Source organism: Paenibacillus sp. FSL K6-1096, assembly GCF_037977055.1.
In the GTDB taxonomy this organism is placed as follows: Bacteria; Bacillota; Bacilli; order Paenibacillales; family Paenibacillaceae; genus Paenibacillus_AQ.
Window position 1 is genome coordinate 811,053 of record NZ_CP150274.1, and the last position, 21,787, is coordinate 832,839.

The 21,787-nt window shown below is 50.7% G+C and carries 18 protein-coding genes; 11 read left to right on the plus strand and 7 right to left on the minus strand.

Annotated features, from left to right (window positions below):
• Positions 1-63 precede the first annotated feature (63 nt).
• The 3 genes from MHI24_RS03690 to MHI24_RS03700 form a co-directional block, all read right to left on the minus strand.
• On the minus strand, positions 64-1,566 hold the full coding sequence (locus MHI24_RS03690; RefSeq protein ID WP_340024210.1) for a response regulator: 1,503 nt from the start codon (positions 1,564-1,566) through the stop codon (positions 64-66).
• Positions 1,544-3,403 (minus strand): sensor histidine kinase, encoded by a 1,860-nt coding sequence (locus MHI24_RS03695; protein ID WP_340024212.1) that lies wholly within the window; start codon positions 3,401-3,403, stop codon positions 1,544-1,546. The genes MHI24_RS03690 and MHI24_RS03695 overlap by 23 nt, the downstream gene beginning before the upstream one ends.
• A gap of 79 nt (positions 3,404-3,482) precedes the next feature.
• The gene (locus MHI24_RS03700) at positions 3,483-4,373 is read right to left on the minus strand and encodes an AraC family transcriptional regulator (protein WP_340024213.1); all 891 of its coding nucleotides are present in this window, start codon (positions 4,371-4,373) and stop codon (positions 3,483-3,485) included.
• A gap of 133 nt (positions 4,374-4,506) precedes the next feature.
• Here MHI24_RS03700 and MHI24_RS03705 point away from each other — a divergent pair, with 133 nt between their 5' ends.
• Entirely contained in the window at positions 4,507-6,753 is a 2,247-nt protein-coding gene (locus MHI24_RS03705; RefSeq protein ID WP_340024214.1) for a family 78 glycoside hydrolase catalytic domain, read from the plus strand.
• Positions 6,754-6,886: 133 nt separating this feature from the next.
• Here MHI24_RS03705 and MHI24_RS03710 read toward each other — a convergent pair whose 3' ends face one another.
• On the minus strand, positions 6,887-7,582 hold the full coding sequence (locus MHI24_RS03710) for a MerR family transcriptional regulator (RefSeq protein ID WP_340024215.1): 696 nt from the start codon (positions 7,580-7,582) through the stop codon (positions 6,887-6,889).
• A gap of 150 nt (positions 7,583-7,732) precedes the next feature.
• On the opposite strand from MHI24_RS03710, the gene MHI24_RS03715 reads away from it, so the two are divergent.
• On the plus strand, positions 7,733-8,611 hold the full coding sequence (locus tag MHI24_RS03715) for an alpha/beta hydrolase (RefSeq protein ID WP_340024216.1): 879 nt from the start codon (positions 7,733-7,735) through the stop codon (positions 8,609-8,611).
• Between the two features lie 97 nt (positions 8,612-8,708).
• On the opposite strand, the gene MHI24_RS03720 is transcribed toward MHI24_RS03715, so the two are convergent.
• Together MHI24_RS03720 and MHI24_RS03725 are read right to left on the minus strand one after the other, a co-directional pair.
• Positions 8,709-9,935 carry a glycoside hydrolase family 5 protein gene (locus tag MHI24_RS03720; protein WP_340024217.1) on the minus strand — a complete coding sequence of 409 codons (1,227 nt, stop codon included), beginning with the start codon at positions 9,933-9,935 and terminating at the stop codon, positions 8,709-8,711.
• A gap of 578 nt (positions 9,936-10,513) precedes the next feature.
• On the minus strand, positions 10,514-12,817 hold the full coding sequence (locus MHI24_RS03725) for a glycosyl hydrolase (RefSeq protein WP_340024218.1): 2,304 nt from the start codon (positions 12,815-12,817) through the stop codon (positions 10,514-10,516).
• A gap of 263 nt (positions 12,818-13,080) precedes the next feature.
• On the opposite strand from MHI24_RS03725, the gene MHI24_RS03730 reads away from it, so the two are divergent.
• From MHI24_RS03730 to MHI24_RS03770, 9 genes are all read left to right on the plus strand, one after another.
• Positions 13,081-13,554 (plus strand): hypothetical protein, encoded by a 474-nt coding sequence (locus tag MHI24_RS03730; RefSeq protein WP_340024219.1) that lies wholly within the window; start codon positions 13,081-13,083, stop codon positions 13,552-13,554.
• A gap of 12 nt (positions 13,555-13,566) precedes the next feature.
• A complete protein-coding gene (locus tag MHI24_RS03735) occupies positions 13,567-14,439 on the plus strand; it encodes a formylglycine-generating enzyme family protein (RefSeq protein WP_340024220.1) in 873 nt (290 codons plus the stop codon).
• A 14-nt stretch (positions 14,440-14,453) separates the two neighbouring features.
• Positions 14,454-14,732 (plus strand): hypothetical protein, encoded by a 279-nt coding sequence (locus MHI24_RS03740; RefSeq protein ID WP_340024221.1) that lies wholly within the window; start codon positions 14,454-14,456, stop codon positions 14,730-14,732.
• Between the two features lie 58 nt (positions 14,733-14,790).
• Positions 14,791-15,576: a ThiF family adenylyltransferase gene (locus tag MHI24_RS03745; protein WP_340024222.1), complete on the plus strand. Its 786-nt coding sequence runs from the start codon at positions 14,791-14,793 to the stop codon at positions 15,574-15,576.
• A gap of 35 nt (positions 15,577-15,611) precedes the next feature.
• A complete protein-coding gene (locus MHI24_RS03750) occupies positions 15,612-16,625 on the plus strand; it encodes a hypothetical protein (RefSeq protein WP_340024223.1) in 1,014 nt (337 codons plus the stop codon).
• A 26-nt stretch (positions 16,626-16,651) separates the two neighbouring features.
• Positions 16,652-16,906: an acyl carrier protein gene (locus MHI24_RS03755; protein ID WP_340024225.1), complete on the plus strand. Its 255-nt coding sequence runs from the start codon at positions 16,652-16,654 to the stop codon at positions 16,904-16,906.
• Between the two features lie 373 nt (positions 16,907-17,279).
• Positions 17,280-18,212 (plus strand): ATP-grasp domain-containing protein, encoded by a 933-nt coding sequence (locus tag MHI24_RS03760; RefSeq protein ID WP_340024226.1) that lies wholly within the window; start codon positions 17,280-17,282, stop codon positions 18,210-18,212.
• Positions 18,213-18,233: 21 nt separating this feature from the next.
• Entirely contained in the window at positions 18,234-19,496 is a 1,263-nt protein-coding gene (locus MHI24_RS03765) for an MFS transporter (protein ID WP_340024227.1), read from the plus strand.
• 4 nt (positions 19,497-19,500) lie between these two features.
• Positions 19,501-21,072 (plus strand): AMP-binding protein, encoded by a 1,572-nt coding sequence (locus MHI24_RS03770; RefSeq protein WP_340024228.1) that lies wholly within the window; start codon positions 19,501-19,503, stop codon positions 21,070-21,072.
• Positions 21,073-21,150: 78 nt separating this feature from the next.
• Here the strand turns inward: MHI24_RS03770 and MHI24_RS03775 are convergent, their stop codons facing one another.
• Entirely contained in the window at positions 21,151-21,702 is a 552-nt protein-coding gene (locus tag MHI24_RS03775) for a hypothetical protein (RefSeq protein ID WP_340024230.1), read from the minus strand.
• Positions 21,703-21,787 lie beyond the last annotated feature (85 nt).

The window sequence follows — 21,787 nt, forward strand, 5'->3', positions numbered from 1 at the left end:
TAAATGACAGGTCCTTGCGATTAGGGAACGGATCTTGCGAATAATGTCGAAATTTTTTTGTTATTATCTGGAATTTTTGCGGTATTCCGCCGGCCCGATCCCGGCAAACTCTTTGAACACACGGCTAAAATGCTTCCAGCTTTTATAACCGATCTGCTCGGCAACCTCATAGATTTTGGCGCCTGGCTCCTTCAGCATCCGGTTGGCCTCCTCCATCCGCAGCGCAGTTACGTATTCCAGAAAAGTCATGCCTGTCCGTTCCCGGAAGAGATGGCTTAAATGATGCGGACTCACGTAGATGGCCCCCGCCACCTCTGACAGCGTGAGGGAAGCCGTGAGATGACTGCGGATATACAGCTTGGCTGCGACAAGCACATGTCCCTCCAGTTCTCCTCCGGAGAGCTCTTGCGCCATCTGCTGAACCTGCTGAAGCACCCTGCTTCTCAGCTCAGCAGCATTCCTTGCCTGTATTAGCTCCGATATCAAATCGGCGGTTCTCTGCGCGCGAAACGCCGGGATTGAGGATTGGCACGCTTCCAGCCGCTCATAGATCATCAGGAACAGCGTCTCCAGCCCCCTGACCAGCTGTCCAAGATCTGCCCGCTCCAGCCATACGTCCAGCCTCTGTGCAGTTTCGGAGGCAAGCGATGCTTCATTCGCTGTCTCCAGCGCCACACGGACCAGATGTAATTCATCGCCTGCCCGCTTGCTGCCCGTCTGCCCTTGCGTCTCCTCATGCCGGTAAATGCCCGTGCCATGATACAAGCGGCCAAACAAAGCCATGAATGCCTGATTATACGGTGATGCCTCCGAGCTCAGGCCGGAGAATGAAGCAGAAATCCCGACACTGGCAGGCAGCTTCATACCCTCCAGCCAAAAGGCTGTGAACTGCTCGGAGAAGCTTCGTGCAATCTCTTCTCCGGCTGCTTGCGAATCGGCAAACACGCCGATCACGAGAACGGGGCTGCCAGGCCGCAGGGCATCCGAGAGGTAACAGAGATGGCCAAGCTCATCCGCAATCTCCCCAAATATCTTCATCATCAGCCAAGAAACCGTCTGTCCCCCTCCCAGCTCGGTCACTCTTGGGTTCTGCATATCGTCGATGTCTGCTGCGAGCACAAGCTTGTACGAGTGTTCCAAGTCCTCAAATGCCGCTCTTGTCATGGCGCGGTTTCGCTGCAGCTTATGATTGCTGTGCTGAGCGACGCGCTTCAGGGCCTCTGTCAGCTCAGTCTCATCGACCGGCTTCAGCAAATAATCCATCGTGCCAAGCCGTAGCGCCTGTTGCATATAGGTGAAATCCCCATGTCCGCTGAGCACAATAATTCGGGTGCCCGGATAACGGCAGCGGATCGCTTCCGACAGCCCAAGTCCGTCCAGCCCCGGCATTCTTATGTCGGTAATGATAACATCGGCTTCGGACTCCTGTAACCATTCGAGCGCTGCCGCCGCATCAGGAGCGGTCCCGACTACTTCAATGCGGATCTCCTCTACCGGCAGCGAACAAAGAATGTGACACAGTCCTTCCCTGATCTCCTGTTCGTCATCCACAATCAGCACTTTCATGATGACACTCCTCCTTCGCTGTAGACCGTTCTCCTTCAAGAGGGATGGAGAACCCTACGATCGTTCCTGCCCCGTCCATACTCTCCATATGGAATTCGGCTTGGCCTCCATAGATCAGTTGAATTCGCTGGTAGACATTCTCCAGCCCGATTCGTCTCCCGGCTGCACTTGCCTCCTGCCGGAGAGATGCAAGCAAGGCGTCCAGCCGATCCGGCGGAATTCCCGGACCTTCGTCAATCACGGAACAGATCATGTAACGGCCCTGCCGCTTGAAGCGCACTGTGATGCGGATCCGCTGGTCAACCGGCGAGACGCCATGGATAATCGCATTCTCCACAAGCGGCTGCAGCAACAACCCGGGAAGGCGGACCTCTCCCAGCTCTTCATCAACATCCAGCTTGAAGCTTAACCTGTCACCGTACCGGAAGCGTTGAATGCTTAAATAGCTGTGTATAAATTGAATCTCCGCCTGCACCTGGACGGTTTCTTGCAGGCTTGACGCATGGTAACGGAGCAACTGGCCGAGTTCAACCAGCCCTTGTTCTCCCCGCTCGCTGTTGCCTGTACGGATGGTCATGCGGATGGTCTCTAGGGTATTGTGCAGGAAATGGGGATGAATCTGGCTTTGAAGAGTACGTATTTCAGCTTCCCGGTAGAGCAGCTTCTCCTTCAGCATCTCGTTCAGCAGCGTCTGCACCCGCCTCATCATATGCCGGAAGGTCTGCCCAAGCTGTCCGACTTCATCGTCCCCTCCGGGTTCAGGAAATAATGGCGAAGCGGATAAATGTACCTGCCGACGGGTTGTCCGGGCCAGCCGGCGGAGCGGATCAGTCATACGGACGGAGAGCAGCCAGGATAGCAGAATGACAGCAGCTACACCGGACGTTATCCAGATCACGATCCATTCTTTGACCTGCTCGACTTCTTGCATGATATTGCCCAGCGGAATCACACTGACCACTCTCCAGCCGCTCGCGGATGAACGATTGTAGCTGACCAGCACGCTCTCTCCATCCAAGGTGACGCTGCTTGAGTCGGAGGTGGCGCTTTGAGCCCCCTGCATACCGTAAGCGCTCTCTTCGATTGCGTCGGCAAGGCTATCGTCAGAGGTATACACGATCTGGTTCCGGTCATCGAATACATAATGCCTGGTGCCGGTGCCGAAATCAATGCCGCGCATGATCTCCCGGATCGGCTCAAGCGTCCCGACAATTTGAATGATTCCTTTCAGCGCCTTTCTATTCTTCTGGCGGAGGGGCTGAACCACGGAGAATGCCTTCCACTCGCCGATATACGGATTGTCGCCAAACAGCCTGAAGGGAATCGTTCCGAGAACTGTCGGCGTATATTCATCCAGATCCAGATTACGGAACCAGGGCTGATCCCTATAGGACGCGTCCAGCCACAGGCCTCCGGCGGATTGACGGATATAGACTTGACCCGAGCCAGTATAGAACAGTACAGCGACATAGTCTTTGTTCGGATTCAAACTGATAAATGACAAGGCCCGGTGAAGGGAAAGGGTATCAGCAAGCCCGGGTTCCGGACCGGATCGCCCGAAGCCGCTGAAGGCTTCTTCAAGCAGCCCGTTATACGGCTCAACCATAACCGCTCTGGAGAGAAATTTCACATCGTTCACGTAATTATCCAGCCTGACATTTACCTGATCCAGCACTTGAGGGATATAATGATTAATCTGCCGCTCCATCGCCCGGCGGGCCATCTGGTAGGACAACCCTCCGACCACGGCGATTATCACCGTAAGCAGCACCGAGAACACAATCGCCAGCTTACAGGCCATCGGCCAATGCCTGAATTGCCGCCTCTTCCATCGCACGTAGCCATGCCTCCCCTGCCTATCCCGCTTTAAAGTGCCTACCTTATCTCAATTCCTTCTGTGAAGCTACAACGCCAAATCATGCCTGGTGATTATCCGGGCCAGTCGGCGGCTTGAGCCAATGAGCGCGGTATTGGGCCGGTGAGTATCCGGTTTTCTTTTTGAACAAGGCATGGAAAAATTTCAAATCGCGGTAGCCTGCAAGGCCGGCAATCTCCTTAATGGAATACGCCGGATGCTGCAGCAGCTCTATGCTTTTTTTGATCCGCACGTTCTGGATGTATTCTGTAAAAGTCTGGCCGGTGGCCTGCTTGAATCTCTTCTGCATATAGCTGGGACTGGTCGAAATCAGCCGGGCGGCTTGGGCCAGTGTGACCGGCTGATCATAATGCTGGTCAATATAGGCCAGAACGGCACCGATTCCAGAAGCGGCAGGCAGATCATGCGGCTGGCTGGTGTCCATGCGGTAAATACAGACAAGCAGCCGGGTTAACTGGGCATACAGAACCGCCTCGAAGCCGATGGATCGGGTACAATACTCCTGATACATCTGTTCAACAATCCGGCGGGCTGTACCCTGATCATCTCTGACATGGGAATAGCGGCCGCTTCCGGCAGCAAGCAACGGATAGAGCCCTTCAGCAAGCGGATAGGCCCGCGCCAGTTGCCGGGGGAGTTGTTCGTCAAAAATACAATTGTAGACAATAAGCTCATCCTTCGCAGAAGGCGAAGAAGGCCGGTACACATGCTCCGTTCCTACGGGAATAATAAACAGGTCTCCTTGCTCCGCTACAATCCGATCATCACCGATATAGTGAAATCCTTTGCCCTCAGCCACGTACTGAAGCTCTGTGAAGGTATGAAGGTGCAGCGGCAGGGTGAACGCCTCACGTTCTCTGGTAAGATGCAGGGGAAATTGATCCACCCAATAATCCCGGCCCTCCAAGACGAGCCGCTTGCGAGCTATCATTCTTCCACTCCTCCCCCTCTTAACTAGATAAGATAGACCTATTCATAGCACAGATCGCCCCCTATTAACAAGTGAAAAGGCTATGATATGCTCAGAGCAAGAACATCAGAATGAACGCGGGGAGAGGATCGTTATGCGGTGGGAAGGGCAATGGATCTGGCGGTCGAGGGAAGTTCAAATCAATGATTTTGCATATTTCCGGAAGGAATTTCAGCTTGCAGAACAGCCGGATTCAGCACAGTTATATATGTCCTGCCACCATTATGCGCACGTCTATGTGAACGGCATCAGACTTGGCGGATATGGTACCCCGGCTCCAACGAATCCTCTCAAAAGAAAGCTGTATACCGTCCATGAAGTAGCCGGCTTATTACATAGGGGAATGAACTGTATAACGGCTGATGCGCACTATCTGGGGGGAGATGCTCAGAACTCGGTCAATGGACTCCCCGGATTCCGGCTGGAATTGCACGGGCAGGCGGCCGGAGGCCATGGCTTCAAAGTGCTGTCGGACTCAAGTTGGCAAGTACTGGCCGACATGCCGCATCAGGCAGGCACCCCTTATCAGCAGGAAAGAAGAATCTCAGCGGTCGAGGCCTATGATGCCAGGAAGCTGGACCCGCTCTGGCGTTATGCAGGAGGGGAATTCCGCTCACTATGTACCTCCGCGCACCCCGCACTTATAAGCAATGACGCTTGGACCATGCAATTACAGACTATACCTGAGGGACAGATCGAAGAGGAGCTCCGGTTGACAAGCGTTGCAATGCTGCAGGAGCCAGACCAGTCTTCTTACATCCAAATCTTCGACGCCGGCAGAGTCGTCACCGGTTGGCCCCGCATCAGGCTGAGAGGGTACGCCGGAGCTGTGATCCGGATGCGCTATTCCGAGAATTTGGATGAGCAGGGCCGGGCCGGACATAATGTCGCCAATGAGGAGTCTGAGACCTATTATGATGAATACACGATGCGTGGGGATGAACTAGAGGACTGGCAGCCGGACTTCTCTTACAAGTCCTTCCGGTATGTTGAGCTGACCGGGTATCCCGATATTATTGACCCCGCTTCCGGGATTGTAGTCTGTTCAGCGCATACTGCTCTTCCTTACAGGGGGCATTACCGCTGTTCTAACGAGATGTTGAATCAGTTATATGCCGCCGCTGTCCGGACGCAAAAAAATAATATGCTGGGCCAATTGGTCGATTGTCCGCACCGGGAACAAGCGCAGTATTTGGCCGATACCGAATTGCAGGCGGAATTGCTGCTGTATAATTTCGATGCGGTTGATATGCTTGAGAAGACATTGTCTGACTTCGCCGACGCCCAGCTGGAAGACGGGACCTTCCCCTTCGTCGCGCCGACAACCTTCGAGCACCCGTCGTTTCACATCCAGATTCCGGAGTGGGATTTGCATTACGCCACCTTGTTATGGAAATTATACCAAGCCACCGGAGAGTCTGGGCGAATTGCAGCCTACTATGAACCGCTGACCCGGATGATCAGTTATTATCTTGGAACGATTGACTCGGCAATGGGACTGGTCCCTGTCGGTAAAGGCTGGCATATCAGTGACTGGCCGTACCCGGCAGTGGAGCATGAAGGCTTGTTCTTGACCGTCCAGCAAATCAAGTTCATTCAAGCTTTGGACATCGCGGGATACGCGGCTGCCCTGCTCGGCAAAAGCGAAGATCAGCAGAGATATGAACAGCAAGCCGCTGCGATGCGTAAACACCTGAATGCCCACCTTTATCTGCCGGAGTCAGGGGCTTACAAGGACAGTATCGGTGCTTCCCAGGCGCATCAGGGAGTGAGCGCGCTTGCCCTTTTTGCCAATGTTGTTCCGTTAGAAGAGCGGGCACGCACATTAGCTTATGTCCGGAAGAAGGAATGGGAATGCAGCACGGTCCTAGCCCTGCCGCTAATCCGAACATTATTCGACAATGGCTGTGAAGCCGAAGCTTATGCCATACTGAGCCGGCGGGAATATCCCGGCTGGGGGTATATGATAGAGCAAGGTGCTTTGACGCTTTGGGAGGGCTGGCAGGATATAGAGAGTCATTCCCACGCCTGGAACGGTTATCCCGGCAGACTGCTGCAGGAATATATTGTGGGAATTCGCCCAGCGGCACCCGGATTCACTCAAGCAGTCATTCGTCCCTATCTGGCCGCTGATCTGGAATTTGCCGAGGCCGCCGTCTGGACGGTACAAGGCAATATACAGGTACGCTGGGAGAAGACGGCTTGCCGCAAGCTTCTTATAACCGCCCATCTCCCGGCAGGCATATCTGCAAGGCTGGAGCTGGTTTGTGGCAATCAATACATTGAACAGGCGCTTCATGCAGGCTTGAACGAACTGACTTTTGAAGGCATTCTGGAGTAAAGGGCAAAGATAACGGCTGCGCTGATCAGGGCGAAGGCGAAAAAGACCATTACAGCATCTTTGGGATTAAATTCTTTTTTGGCTGATGGTCGAGTCTCAGTTGTACGATTCATAGCAATAGCTTCTCTGCTTGTCACAGTAGCTTCATATATTTCATCACTTCTGCAATTCCCTCACATTGAAGCATTAGCCGGGTGTTCAGCTTCTCCAACGCGTACTGGAAGGACCGTTCGATCTCCTGATGATCCTGGGTGTCCAGAGTACTTAACAGACTCCTCATATTGTCTATGTAGTAGACGGTCTTCCGCAAGCTGCTGATCACGAGGATTTTGCGCAGCTCAGTGAGGGAGAACATCCGGAAGCCATTCTCCGGGTTGCGCTCTGAACGGATCAGGCCTTCGACCTCCCAGTGGCGGATTGCTGAGGTTCTCACGCCCGCTATGGCAGCGGCTTCTCCTATATTCATCGGCTCTTTCCATTTCGCATTAAGCGTAGTTGGGATAACCGTATGTCTTATCATGGTAAGGATGTCTTCCATACGCTTTTTCTCCAGATGAATCTGGTATTGCTGTTCATTGATCCGCCATAGCGCCTGTTCCGGCTGCCCCTGCTTCATGCTTCTCATCACTTCATAAGCAACAGGAATATCATAACCTTGTAACAGAACCCGGATCGTAGTAAAAGCCTGAACATGCACCTCTCCATAATAACGGTGGTTGCTTGGCGTTCTCGGTACAACGGGGATCAGATCCTGTTCCTCATATCTTCTGAGGGTGGTGGTGCTCACCTGGAGCATAGCGGCAATCTGGTTAGGGGTATATTTCTCCATCTGACGAGCCCCTCCTTCAAGTGTAACCTTCAAGTGCTACGATAACATAACTTAGCGGTATTTCCTATTCTATATAGGTTAGCGACGCTCAAGCCGGAAGATTGCATGAATGTTATATGCTTACCATATAACCATTTGAGGAGTGAGCATATGAATAAAATGATTACACTACCAGACGGATCTCAGCTTAAGGCTGGCCTGACCGGACCTTCCGGCGCTCCAGTGCTGATGCTTCCAGTAGCCAAAGAATCTGTATACGGCCAGGAAGCAGATCACCTGCGGCTATGGGGCGTTGATCCTCAGCTCGGAGAACATTTCGTGGATGGGCTGCAAGACAAATTTCAGGTGCTGTATTTCGATTACGAGGGCCACCGTATGCACCATTCCAATCCGCTTGCTCTTACCGCTTCAAGTATCGCACAAGACCTGCTGACCACCGCTAATGAAATGAACGTTACCAGATTCAGCTATTACGGCTATTCCTGGCTGGCCCTGGCCGGACTTCAATTGGCAATCCGCACGGATCGGCTGGAGAGCCTGGTAATGGGTGGTTTTCCGCCTATGGATGGTCCGTATGCTGAGATGCTGACCGTAACCAACCACACGTACCAGATGGCGCTAAGCCAACCGGCTCCCGCCGAACCTGCAGTACAGGAGGCCGATGCTCCTGAGACGGTCGATTGGGACAACATTCAGATCCAAATGGTCCCGGAGCAAATGAAGCAGTTCGTTACACTGTACGAGAGTCTGGCCGATTTCAAGGATCGTGATATTCAGCATCTGCTGGTGATGCCAAGGATGGCTTTTGCCGGGGAGCAGGACAAGATTGTATATGGAGACAACTTCGGAGGTGTAACGGTGGATATCGCCGGTAGGCTTGTCGGACATCAGTCTGTTCTGGAACAGCTGGGATGGGATGTTGCCATTCTAAAGGGCAGCGGGATGGACCACACGAAAGCGATGCAGCCCGAGACCGTTCTGCCGGTACTGAAGCCTTGGCTGATCCGAAAATTACTCCGTGAGAGCTAAGCCATCCGGGCGCCGCCTCTTCCGCGCCAAGAAGCTCCCGTGAACGTTGAGCGTCACAGGAGCTTTCTTGATCTTTTGCAGACGATGACGGAAAAAGCTATTGCATCCCCTGCATAATGGCATTGATAATGCCTTGCTGGGTGACGGTGTTGTTATAACGGTTGAACAGGGCGAAGCCGTGCTGGCCGTTATAGCCATTGTCCCAATAGACCGGGACGGCCTTGTACTGCTTGGCGGTTGCAGTGACGGCTTTGGCATAGGCGGCGCGGTAGGTGTTGCTGCTTGAATCGTAGACGGATTTGTCAATCGAACCGAATTCTCCGATCACCACCGGGTAGCCTTGGGTCGTGAATTTATTGTACATGGATTGAAGCTGGGAGTTTAGGTAATCCTCCTGCCCCCAGGTCGATTTCTTGGCAGGGTTCGTCGCTGACGCCCCCCACTGCGTAATATTGCCGGACTCCTCGCCTGCGAAATCCCAGGGGGAATAGTAGTGGGCGGAGATCATGATTCTTTTTTCCGAGCTGGGGATGGTTGAGGATCTGTAGGTGTCGGTTGGGAGTACGAACCCGTAATTGCCCGCCGTATAATCGATATTCGTATTCCAGCCCGGAACCAGCAGCCATCTGGCGTTATTGTTGCCCCCTGTCTGTCTGACCGTATCGACGAAGATCTGATTATAAGCATTCAGGTTGGCGTAGTAAGCAGGATTCGGGTTGCTGTAGTTCCCGTCAAATACCTCATTCATCGATTCCAAAATCAGCCGCTCGCCATAATTAGCGAACTTATTCGCAATCTGCTGCCACACCTTCTGATACTTCTGCTTAATGGCTGTCTGATTGCCGCTATTGACCAACAGCCAGCTGCCCTGCACGGAATTGTATCCGTCCCCGTGAATATTAATGATGACATACAAGCCTTCATTGTAGGCATAATCTACGACTGTCTTGATACGGTCCAGCCAGGCTGAATTGATCGTATAGCCGGGGGCGCTCCCGATATAATTCAGGTAAGAGACCGGGATGCGGATCGTTTTGAAGCCTGCTGCTTTGACCTTCTGGATCAGTCCAGGTGTAATGGCCGGGTTATTCCAGGCGGTCTCGCTGGGTATCCCGTTCACTGAAGCCTCCAGCTGATTGCCCAGATTCCATCCGGCCCCCATCTCGCTGACAATCTGTGAAGCCTGCAGGGATCTGAAGTCCGAAGTCAGCGCAGCTGACGCCTCTGCCGCAGAGGCACGGGAACCCGAGCTGCCAAGCAGGGTAGAAGCCAGTAATACTAGAGCTAGGCTGTAGGCTCCGTATTTTTTGATTTTGGTTAGCATGTTAGAACCTCCGTTCCTTAGAATGAATTCTAACGATCAGACAAGACACAAGCATTGCTATGGAAATCCCGAAAATCAGAATGTATCCATTATAAAATAGTGTATTTGTATACTGGTTAATCAAGCCGAAACGAAAAACTACGGAATCCTTATCATTTGTAAAACCGTTTAGGTTTTGTGCTAATGCACTAATTTTGTTTAATTCACCAAATATCGTGAGCACCAAAGTGAGTGTTGCAATAGATGGAATAACTATCTTTGTCATGGTTGGAGACAGCTTTCTTAGATGTTCAATAGATTTCACAACCAAGTGTATTAGGAAAATGGTAAACAATATCAGGCTAAGGATCAAAATTAATATTCCGGGATTCCCGTTACCTGATATCCCTTTTCCAGCTCTATATTTAATAGTAGTAATATCGACCGCAAAAATACAAAGTACATTTAACAACAGCAGAATTATTGTTGACCCATACCTTCTTTTCAAAAGAACACCTCCGGTATAATGTATTCCCCGCCAAATAACATAAATTTTATTACTTAGCGGAGAATGGGTCAACAACTGCATTTAAGGGCGCTTAAGGCTCTATCCCCCACACTAACTGCCCGTTCACATATCCCGTAATCTGCTCGCGATCGGCGAACTGGGTGCTGGTGGAGTTGAAGGAGTAGTCGTTAGACTGATTGTAATTGGACCAGTCCTGTTTGGAGAAGCGGGTCTGAATGTCAGCGCTCTGGCCCGGATTCAGAGTCCCGGCAGCACTGGTGAAGCCAAGCTCCAGCACATAATCGGCCCCGGTCACCGGGGTATCCAGCTTCACGAAGGTTCCGGTCACGTTCGCGCTGCCGATGCTGGCCCAGTCGGTCCAGAAGCTCTGCTGCTTCTCGCCGTCAATCGTATAATAATACCGGAGCTTCACATCGCTGAGCCGGATGGGCGAATCCCCTGTGTTCACAACTCTGAATTTGGGGGCTATTCCGTTGGTCGAGGCGCTGGTAATGCCGTTGTACGCCTGGATGGTCAGCTCTCCTGACGGCGCGGGGATACTGCTGTCCGTTACATTAATAGTGAGAACCGCATTACTCCCTCCACTGAATTGAAAAGTGATCTTCTGCTGGCCGGGTGCAAGCGTAGCAAGATAAGCTTGAGATAAGACCACAGCCGTGCCGGTTGCCGTATAATCCTGGCCGGACACAAGCGTGTAAGCTCCATTCTTCAGGCCTGTCAGCTGGTGCCCGTTCAGGGTAAGGGCTACGGTGATATCCTGGGCAGGATTCGCCCCTAAGTCAAAATCTGCGTACACAGGTGATATGACTGCACTGGGATTCGGCTGGTTCCCGTTCAGATCGGGCAGCTCGTCCAATGTAATGACGTAATCACTCTGGTACAAAGCGGTCAGCGTAGCCGGGAAATTATAGGCTGTACTCATCAGGTACTCTCCGTACCAAGGCAGGAAGTAGAGCCAGCCCGCCCGCTCCTCAGTCAGATTCTGCACGCTTGGCACGGTGTCGTTCTCGGTCATGGCTACCATTTTCTTGCCGCCGGTTAGATCTACAAGCTGATAGAATGTCGAGGTAATGGCATCCTCATTCGGTACGCCGGACAAGCCGTCATAGCGGTTGTAGATGGTATTATATTTGTCGTAGCCGACAATATCCACCTTATCGTCACCGGGATACCAGGCGGGAGAAGTGCTGTACACATAGCTGTTGTAGGTCCAGATCAGGTTATGCAGCCCGTAGGTCTCTGTAAGCTCGGTGTAGAGCTGATCCCAGAGCTGCTTGTACACCTCAGCGCCAGCCGAAGCCCACCAGAACCAGGCCCCTTCCCCGTTCAGACCGCCGTTGCCCTCGGCCTCATGGTAAGGACGGAAGATCACAGGCACGTTATTCTCCTGTAAAATCTGCAATTGCTCCGCCAGATCCTGGGTCGCCAGTTGCAGATACTGGTACTCTTTGGTCCCCGGAATTACAGCATTTGCGGTATTGAAGTTGGTCTCGGTCGGCTTGTAGGTCGCTTCCTTCCAATCCACAAATTCCCCGAGCTGGTAATTCGTGAAGTCACGCGGGACCGTGAGATGCCAGCTGTTGGTGGCAATGCCGCCCTTATTGTTGACCCAATCGATCATGCGGGCCGTAGTGCCGTCCTCCCAGCCGTACAGCGGATTGTAGTTCATCAGGTCGAACCCGCGGACAGCCGGATATTTGCCGGTCAGATTGTGAATCCAGTCGAACTCCAGCTCGGAATTCCCGTCATTGCCCCCGCCGTAGATCTCCTGCTGCCCCGAGAGGATATGCTTGCCGTACACCTGGGTCAGATAATTCATCAGGAGCTGAGTTTCCGGCGTGGCCTGGGCATCCGAGAGAACAGGCTGCACAATCAGCGGATCAAGCTGGGCATGATCTACCGTAAATGCGTCAAAGTAAGCAAAGCCCCAGCCTGCCTTCAGCTGAATCGTGTTGCTGCCCTGAGTCAGCTTGTGATAGCCGAAGCTGTAATCCGACCACGCGGTCGTATAGGGCAGCATGAAATTGCCTTTGTTCACCCCATTGACGCTTAAGGACTGCTGTCTGCCCTCTGCGCTAAGCTCCTGCATATAACGGGTGGAGATCGTATACATGCCGGTTTCCGGGACTGTTACGTCGAAAGTAATCGTGCCGGAGCTCTGCATCCACACAAAACCGCTCCCCGAATAGCCGGGCTTCGGCGTTCCATAAATCTGGGTGACCACTTGCAGATCTGGAGTGAGCTGGGCATCCTCGCCTTCGATGGTGAACAGTGCCGGATCAGCGTGAGCGGTACGCGGTGGTGCTGCCAAGCCACCAAGCAGCAGCGTACAAGCGAGCAGCATAGTTCCTGTTCTTTTGAGCCATTTCTTCATTTTCTTCTTTCCTCCCCATGAACAAAATGGAAAAACCTTGTTTAACCTATCAGATCATGGTTGCGCTTTCATAGCAAAGATAGCACGTATTCCATAATTTGTAAACTATCTGTGGGTTTTACATTGCCAAAATATTAATAGGTGATTTAACACAGTTTTCACAATTCATTATATACGCACAACTAGAAGTGGTTTATAATCCAACAATAGATGGAATTTATTTCTTTTCTTTTATTTTTCTTCATAATAAGAGGAGTGATTGGATGGGTGTTAAGGAAGTCGTGTTGGATCGCACTTTAGTACGACAATTTGTTAATGAGGTAAAAGCACAATTCCCCAAGAAAGCATTCGGATTTTTTTTGTCTGACACAATGTCCGGGCCTCCGACGGAATACATCATTATGCAAGAGGATCAAAGAGACAATATGATGGATAAATTCTACGACTACGGCAATTATTATCTGGATCACAAGGATGCGGGCTTCCTAACCTCTCCCGAAGAAACGCTTCGTGTTGAGAAATATATCAGGACGAATCATTTGTTTAAAGTCGGCGTCTTCCACAGCCACCAGCGCCACCCGGCCATTCTCGCCAAAGTTGATGTGGATTTGCATCCTTCCCCGGAAGTATGGCATCTGCTTATTTCTCTTAGAACCCTTGAATATCCGCAGATTCGTATTTTCTCAGTGAGTTCTGCCAAGCGGGTAGGCGAGATTGATATCCAATATACATTATAAGGGGATAGAAACGTGAGCAAGGAAGCATCCATTGAGCTTGTGGAGCAGCAAACAGCCTCAGACGATTTGATCCGGCTGCTGAAAGAGATTTTCAAGACTGACCGTTTCGGCCAACCTGTTGTTATGGAAGGACAGATTTTGTATAACGGCTACCAATTACTGAAGCAGATGCCCAAGCCGCTGGAAGAAGAAATCCTCTATGAACGCTTTTACAAGGGCCGGCAGCAACGTTACGAAGCGCTCATTGCACCGCATATGACAGAGATACAGCCGCTGCCTTTCAACATGGGTTCGGAAGCCAATTCTAAATATTTGTATTGCGGAGAAGAACCTCAGCATTCCGTTCTTCTATCCCCCTATAAGATCTCCACAATTCCTGTAACAGAGGAAATCTATCATGAATATAACAGTGCACACAAAGTTACACATAAATTGAATCCAGCAGTAAACATGACATGGTACGACGCTTATATGTTCGCGGTCTGGTGTAATACGGAGCTGCCGACTGAAGCTGAGTGGGAATATGCCTGCCGGGGCGGTACAAACGGTCCTTTCTTCTGCCAAGAAGAGCAGTTAACGGCTTACGCATGGTTCAGCGAGAATTCAAAAGGCGTATTGCATGAAACCGCCCATTTGGCTGCTAATCCCTATGGATTATACGACATGCTAGGTAATGTGTGGGAATGGTGCCTGGATACTTATGATAGTGAATTTTATCACAATTCCAAATCACTAAATCCCATCAACTCTACCGCTAATGGCAACAAAAGCTGCCGGGGCGGAAGCTTTCACTCCTTTACAGATATGTGCCGTTCTGCGTTCAGACATCATGAGCCTGCTTCATTCTACGCCTATGACCTGGGTTTCAGAGTAATAAAAAAATAGATGGAGGTTGTCCCATGTCCACAATTAAAGTATTAATCCCCCAATTCTTAAGCCACCTGATTGAACAGAAGCAAGAGCTTCAAGTCGAAGCGGGCAGTATGAATGAGCTGAAGACCTTCTTCCAGCAGAGCTATACGGAATTCAGCGAAAGAATCTGGACAGACCAGGGAGAAGCCAAACGGAGTGTGCTGTTCGTACTTAACGATGAATTGCTTCAAACGGCGAATAGTGAAAATACAGAATTCGCTTCAGGTGATGAGCTTGGTATCATTCTGCAATTCGCAGGCGGTTAATGCTTCTCACGCACTCTGAACAATTGGAACTCAAAATAACGAAAAGGATGTGTCCTGTATGACTATTCATTCCGAAACGGATTTAACGCAAGACGAGCTTGCCCGCTATAGAAGACAGTTGATTTTGCCCGAAATCGGCCCCGAAGGGCAAAAACGTCTTAAACAAGCTAAGGTTCTGGTCATCGGGGCAGGCGGAATCGGCTCCCCTCTGCTGCTGTATCTCGCCGCTGCCGGAATTGGACATATCAGCATCTATGATCATGATGTTCTGGAGCTGACCAATATGAACCGGCAAATTATCCATGATTCCGCCAATGCCGGCGTTCCCAAAGTGCAATCAGCGGAGCAAACTCTGAAGCGGCTGAACCCTGAGCTAACTTATGAGCTTCATGCCGAACGTTTAACAAGAGAAACTGCGCTCGTTGTAGTACCACAATATGATATTGTCGTGAACGCTGTAGATAATCTGGATACCCGGTATATGCTCAATGATGTCTGTGTAGAGCTTCGCAAGCCTTTGGTGGAAGGAAGCATCTTTCATTTTGAAGGCCAGGTGATGTTCATCTCGCCCGATGAGGACAGCGCATGTTACCGGTGTGTATATCCAGAGCCTCTGGAGCCGCCGAAAAAACAGGAGTTTGGTGTGATCGGGGTTACCCCAGGTATTGTAGGTACGCTGCAAGCGGCTGAGGTAATTAAATATGTAGCCGGAATAGGCAAATCCCTCAAGAATAGAATGATCTATTTTGATCTGTTATCCGCCAAGGTCAGAGAGATAGAATTGAAGCCGGACCCGGAATGTCCAGTATGCTCCCAAGTAAAGCAGAAGGCGGTTCTGCGATAGGCTCAATTAAGCATGACTGCAAAGGAGAAAAGGGTATGAATTCTATGCTGCATCATTTTAAACCTGTAGAGCTAAGTGCAGAAGAAATGGAAGAGAGCTTAATCTATGTATGTTATGACCGGGTAATCTATCATTTTCTCAAACGAAATTTGGGTATCCAAAGCTTCTCCTGGCTCTTCTCGGACCGCTACCATGGTTTCATATATTCTGAAGCCAATGAGCCAATCCAGCCCATTCATAATGGACTTGCCGTTATTGTAGAGGCTTTGGGGGAATCCATTACAATCCTCCCTCAGCAGCTGTCCGAGGCTCTCCGCCCCCGGCTTGCCCAAGGCTGGAAGGCCAGTGCAATGGTAAGCTTCACCCGTCCTGACGGAAGCAGCTATTATACCAGCACTTTAATTGAGGGAATGAACAACGATACTGTGTATGTCACCAAAACGAATGAGACATCTCCTATCGCATGTCTGCCGCTCCCAATTAAGGAATTAGCGGAGCGGATGGCCCGCAATCAGGATAACACAGTCAGCTTGCAGTATCTCAATACTTCACCAGAACTGCTCGAGGGTCTTCAGGGAGAGGGTATCGCACAATATCGCAGTATCCATCAATTACTGTACGCCGAAGATGAATCCACTGTATTAACTGTTGAAGGATTAAATGGGTTACTGGCTGACATTGAAAAACGGAAGCTGGAGTTACTCACTCCGCCTTTAAGCAAACGGGATCAATTACGAATGCATAAGCATGTAGCCAACAAAATTGAGCCTTTGCTGTGGGCCTGGTCTTCTATCCTTTCTGACCCGGAATGTTCTGCAGTGCTTGGGTCCAAGCACTCAGAGTCTATAATTTCATCTATAAACAGCCTGTCCCAAAGGCTAAAAGCTCTTTTTAAATGGACCAGTCTTGTTTGCTCGCGTCCGCAGATTAACTTTCTGGATTCCTACATAAGAGAGTTTTCAGAATTAATCCGGGAATTCAGCAGCTTCCAGAGCCTCGCGGCAGAAGCGGACCAGACACTTCTAAACACAATAGCTCATAGAAAATGAGTCATAACGAATGGAGAGAAGACATTATGAATCATAAACTTGAGGAAATCTTCAGCGGACTCGTATCTCCGGAAACTCTGCGGCAGATTTCTTGTAACTTTGAAGATATTGCCGATATCCATATTAAGCAGTTGGGTGTGGATTCTCTGGCGATCATGGAGTTGGTACTTCGGATTGAAGAAACAATGGATGTGAATATCGATTATGAAACGTTCTCGGTTGATGAAGTGGCAACTCCGCGGCTGATCCTGAACATGCTGGCTTCCAGACAGCCCAGCTAACTTCTGACCTTTTTTCACCAGTTCAACTCTAACTTAAAAGCGAGGTAGACTAATGCTCCAGCGATCTGTTGCTATTTTTTCGGACGACGAAACCGGCCCATTGCTGGCTGATGCCGCTGAAAGTGCCGGCATTGAGCCGCATTTATTTTTTGCCAAACCTCCCTGCAGACCAATCAGGCATTCATGGCATCATGTAGATCCTTATCTTCCTCCAGAAGAACTTAGCCAAGCAATCCAGGCATTAATGGGAACTCCTGCGGGAATTGTATCCTGCATTGAACAATTGGCTGTGAATTTAGCCAAGACAGCGCAATGGCTGGGCGTATCCGCAAGCCCGGTTAGCGCAAGTGAGATCTTGCGAAGTAAGTCACGGATGAAGAGTGTGTGGGAGCAGGCCGGGGTTCGGACTCCGGCTGCCCGCCTGATTCAGCGTTCTTCAGAGCTTCAAGCAATAAGCCTTACCTATCCAGTTATCGTTAAGCCGACACATGGCGCGGCCAGCGCAGGGGTTCGGATTGTAGATAATGAACATGAGCTGCTGAAGCAGTTGAAGCAAATCTTCCGGTTCAATGCGACGACATTAGGCAGCGAAGCGGTAGAGCAGCCCGGAGCGCTGGTTGAAGAATATATTGATGGAGAAGAATTCTCCGTAGATACCATCTGGTACCAGGGTCAGCCGCTTTTTGACGGGATTATGAGCAAGGGAACACCGCAAGGGCCTACCTTTCCAGACCGCTTGTATTTCACCGATCCGTCCCTGGATCCCAAGACAAGACAGCATTTACTGGAATTATCTCACGCTGCCGTGCGTGCAGCCGGAGTACGCAATGGTGCAAGCCATACGGAAATACGGATGCGGCAGGAACAAGGCTACGTGCTGGAAGCAGCATTGCGCCCAGGGGCGGGCGGCAGCTTCTATGAGTTATTTGAGCAAGCCTCCGGCCTTCCCTTCTCACAAGCATTTATATTGGCCTCGCTTGGCATGCCTAATGAGGAGGATATCCGTTATTTGAAAGAGATGTCTTCCAGACCTTCTGATCCTACAGCACGGATGTACTGGTACAACATGGGATATAAGGGATCCGGAATTATTCAGAATATCCGCGGAACCGAGACGGTCTTGTCCAAACCCTTTGTCAGTAAGCTAGTCATCCGTAAAAAGACCGGTGAATATCTTTGCCCGGAAAGTGACTCTTTTGCCTATTTCGGCTGGATTACAGGACAATTGCCAGAGTCATTATCGGCTGAGGATTATTACGAGATGCTTACCGGACTTGAGACCTCCATTGAGATTGGCTTCAACTGAACATATGACGGAGGTAAAATCATGAACTTTCGGTTTACCAATCCCCGAATGCTATTGCCGCTTGGGGTTCTAATTACTAACATAGGGAATGGAATGTACACTCTGGCTGTAGGGAAGCTGCTCTATGATCAAACGGGCTCCTCCACCCCCTTCGCTATGCTGCTGATGTTGGAGGCGATACTAACCTTCTCCACTCAGGCCATCGCCAGTTCCGCTGTGGACAGAGGGCGGGCAAAACAGTGTGCAGTCATAGCAGAAGCGATACGCGGTTTTGCTGTTCTAACAGCTTCCGCTTTTGTATTCGCAGGCCATACGGCAAGCATTCTGCTTGCTGCAATTGTAATTAATCTGTTGCGTCCGTTCTACAGAACTGCCAGCTTCGCTATTGGTCCAATGATTGCCGACGGCAAGCAGCTGGCAGTCTACAATGCCCGGACTAGCACCTTTTTTCAGATTGGTCAGTTTCTGGGTGCAGGGATAGCAGGCGTAATCATTTCTTTATTCTCACCTGTAGTAGCTATAGCACTTAACGGCATGTCTTATCTCCTGTCTGCGCTGTGTATCGGTATAGCAGCTATTCCCGGTCAAAAGCTCAGAAACGGTCAAGGCAGCGGATTAGGCTCTATCCTTCTATCCATCAGCCCAAAACGCTTTTGGAACGAATGGACCGCTCTGATCATGGTTGTGCTGCGGAAAAACAAAAAGGTTCTGGGGCTGGCTCTCCTATGCACAGCTGACTACATCGTCGTTTCTTTTATAAACATATCTTATGCTCCTATTCTGGCCAAAATGGATGCGCCGTCCTGGTGGTTGTCGATATGGGATTCAGCCTTCTCGATAGGTGCCATAGCCGGTGCATACGTATTCGGAAAAATGGATCATTCCAGGTTCTATATGAACAGGACCGGGCTGGCGCTGATTGTGCAAGGATTAACCCTTGCTTCCATCGGTTTCTTGTATTCCCCCGTCTGGCTGGCACCCTGTATGCTCTTTCTGGGAGTATCCAATGCCTTCTCGGTATCCAGCTTTACTTATAATCTTCAGATTACAGCTCCCGCCGAATTCCATGGGCGGATATCGGGCATCCGGCAGTTTTTTATATCAGCAGCCACTACGCTTGTCATCCCTTTACTGTCTTTTGCTATGAATGGAGGCGTGTCGCTGTCTGCTACACTTGCCGCTGTTATTTGCCTAAGTGTTGCTCTGCTGGTCCTGTTATTCCTGTCACCACTACTGAACAGTCCATTTAACCAATCCGGCTCTATCGCGGGAGAAAAGGAGTGAGCTGATGCTTGCACAAGCACTCATTAATTCTGCTATGCGCCACGCGGACAGGACTGCCGTCAAGTACAATGATCAGTCTCTGACTTATGGACAGCTCATTACCCGGGCCAAAGTAGTTGCCTTGAAGCTTCGGAGGCTAGCAGCTGAAATGAATACACCGGAAGAACCTGTCTGCGGGCTGGTATTCAGTCACGGTATACCGGGCATTATCGGAGTCGTAGCGTCGGTACTGGCCGGGCTCGTCTATGTACCTTTGGACGCATCTTATCCGCCTGGACGATTAGCCGATATCGCCCGCCATTCAGGAATAAGTATTCTCGTAACAGATTTTGATACACTTCCGGTTGCAGAAGCTTTAGCTGCTGTACATTCTAATCCGGTCTCCATAACGATGGTTGATGACATTTCCTGTAATGCAACCGGACAATATGATCTGGCAGAGAAACATCACTCGCGTGTATATCTGCTATATACTTCAGGCTCAACAGGAATCCCTAAAGGTGTAATTCAGCATGAAGAACCCATTATTCATTTTGCAGAGGCGTACATACATGAACTGCAGATCACTCCAAATGACCGGCTCACTCTGTTTTCCACCTTTGGTCATGATGCAGCTGTCATAGATATTTTTGCAGGTCTATTATCTGGCGCTTGCCTGTATCCCTTGGATTTACGCATCCCGGAGAATTTGCTTAGATTACCCGGCTGGCTTAGCCGTAACAGCATTAGCGTCTGGCATAGCGTACCGAGTCTGTTCCGCACCTTTTTCACATCGGTCAGGCGGCTGCCTGCGCTTCCTGCACTGCGCCTTGCTGTATTGGGCGGAGAAGCACTCCGTTCCAATGACTACACTCTATGTTCAAAGAAACTGCCGGGCACTGGGTTGTATAGCCTATACGGACAGACTGAATCCTCTTATTCATCCGGGCTTATTGTAACGCAAGCTGAGGATGCCTCAGCCGTCGGCTTGCCGCTCCCGGGTACGAAGCTGCTTATCGCTCTAGGTACAGGAAGCTTTACGGTTATTTCTCCGTCCGGCGATTGGGTACAAGAAAGCTGTCCGCTTCTGAGCACTTACGGGATCGAGGACGCTGAATTGCTGATTGCCTCCCCCTATATTGCTGAAGGTTACTACAAAGATTCATATTTATCGGATCAGGCTTTCTTCACATCCCCTAAGTTTGGAAGGTTATACAGAACCGGCGATCTGGTTGAACCCGATGGAGCGGGAAGGCTCATATTCAGAGGAAGAAAAGATTCACTGATAAAAATCCGGGGCTACCGTGTTGAACCTGGGGAAATTGAATCATATATTCTAACCATCACAGGGGTGAAAGAGTGTGCTGTATGCTCCATTACTCGCAGCGGACCGGCAGCATTGACAGCTTTCATCCATTCTGACCGCCCCTTATTACTGACTGAGGTCAACCGTTGTCTGGAAGAACGGCTGCCAGCGTATATGCTGCTCTCCGAAGTTGTAAACCTGGAACAATTTCCTTATACCTTAACTGGAAAGATAGACAGGAAGAAGCTGGTCAGCGAGCTGGAACACTTAACTTTAAGCGAGCGCCACTAACAACAGCGGGAGTTCCCCCCTTGCAAAGCCCCTGCCATTCTGCAGGGGCTTGTCCGCATTAAGAGCATCTTTCCCTATTCACGGGGCAAAAACCTCGGGATTATCGCTCGTCCAGGCGCCGATGCAGCCGATCAGGCAGGCTGTACAGCTTTTCAGCACCCGCCCGTCCCGGCTGTCCTCATACTCTAAAACGATATTGATGCCCTGCTCCCGCCAAGCAAGAATCCGGCCGGAGAAGCCGGGCCATTCGCATTCCTCATCCATCGCGGGCAGGCCGTAGGCCGCTATCGCCTCCACCGGAGAGTTGCTCATGGCAAGGCCCCCGGGAAGCAGCCCGGGATATGGAGTCTTGATCCGGTCATCCGCACCGGGCGCGAGGAAATGAACAGAACCGATGATCCAATCCTGATTCGTATACTGGAGTCCGGTTAGCTCGTTCAGCTTCGGTGCACGGTACACATCGATGCGGATGGATGATTTCAAAGTCCAGATAATATCGTCGTTGAAATAGCTTTTGGGCGCGGGTACTCTCCGGACACCGTAAGGCTTCAGCAGGTCCTGGATACGCTTGGCATCATACGGCTGGCCCAGCATATTCACCAGTTGATCGGAGGGTTCATTCGTGGTCATGCCTTTCCTCTCCCCTTCACTTGTTCTTCTGTAATCCGCTCTTATTATAGCAAAAGCGCACTCCCACGTGAAACTTGAGGAGCGC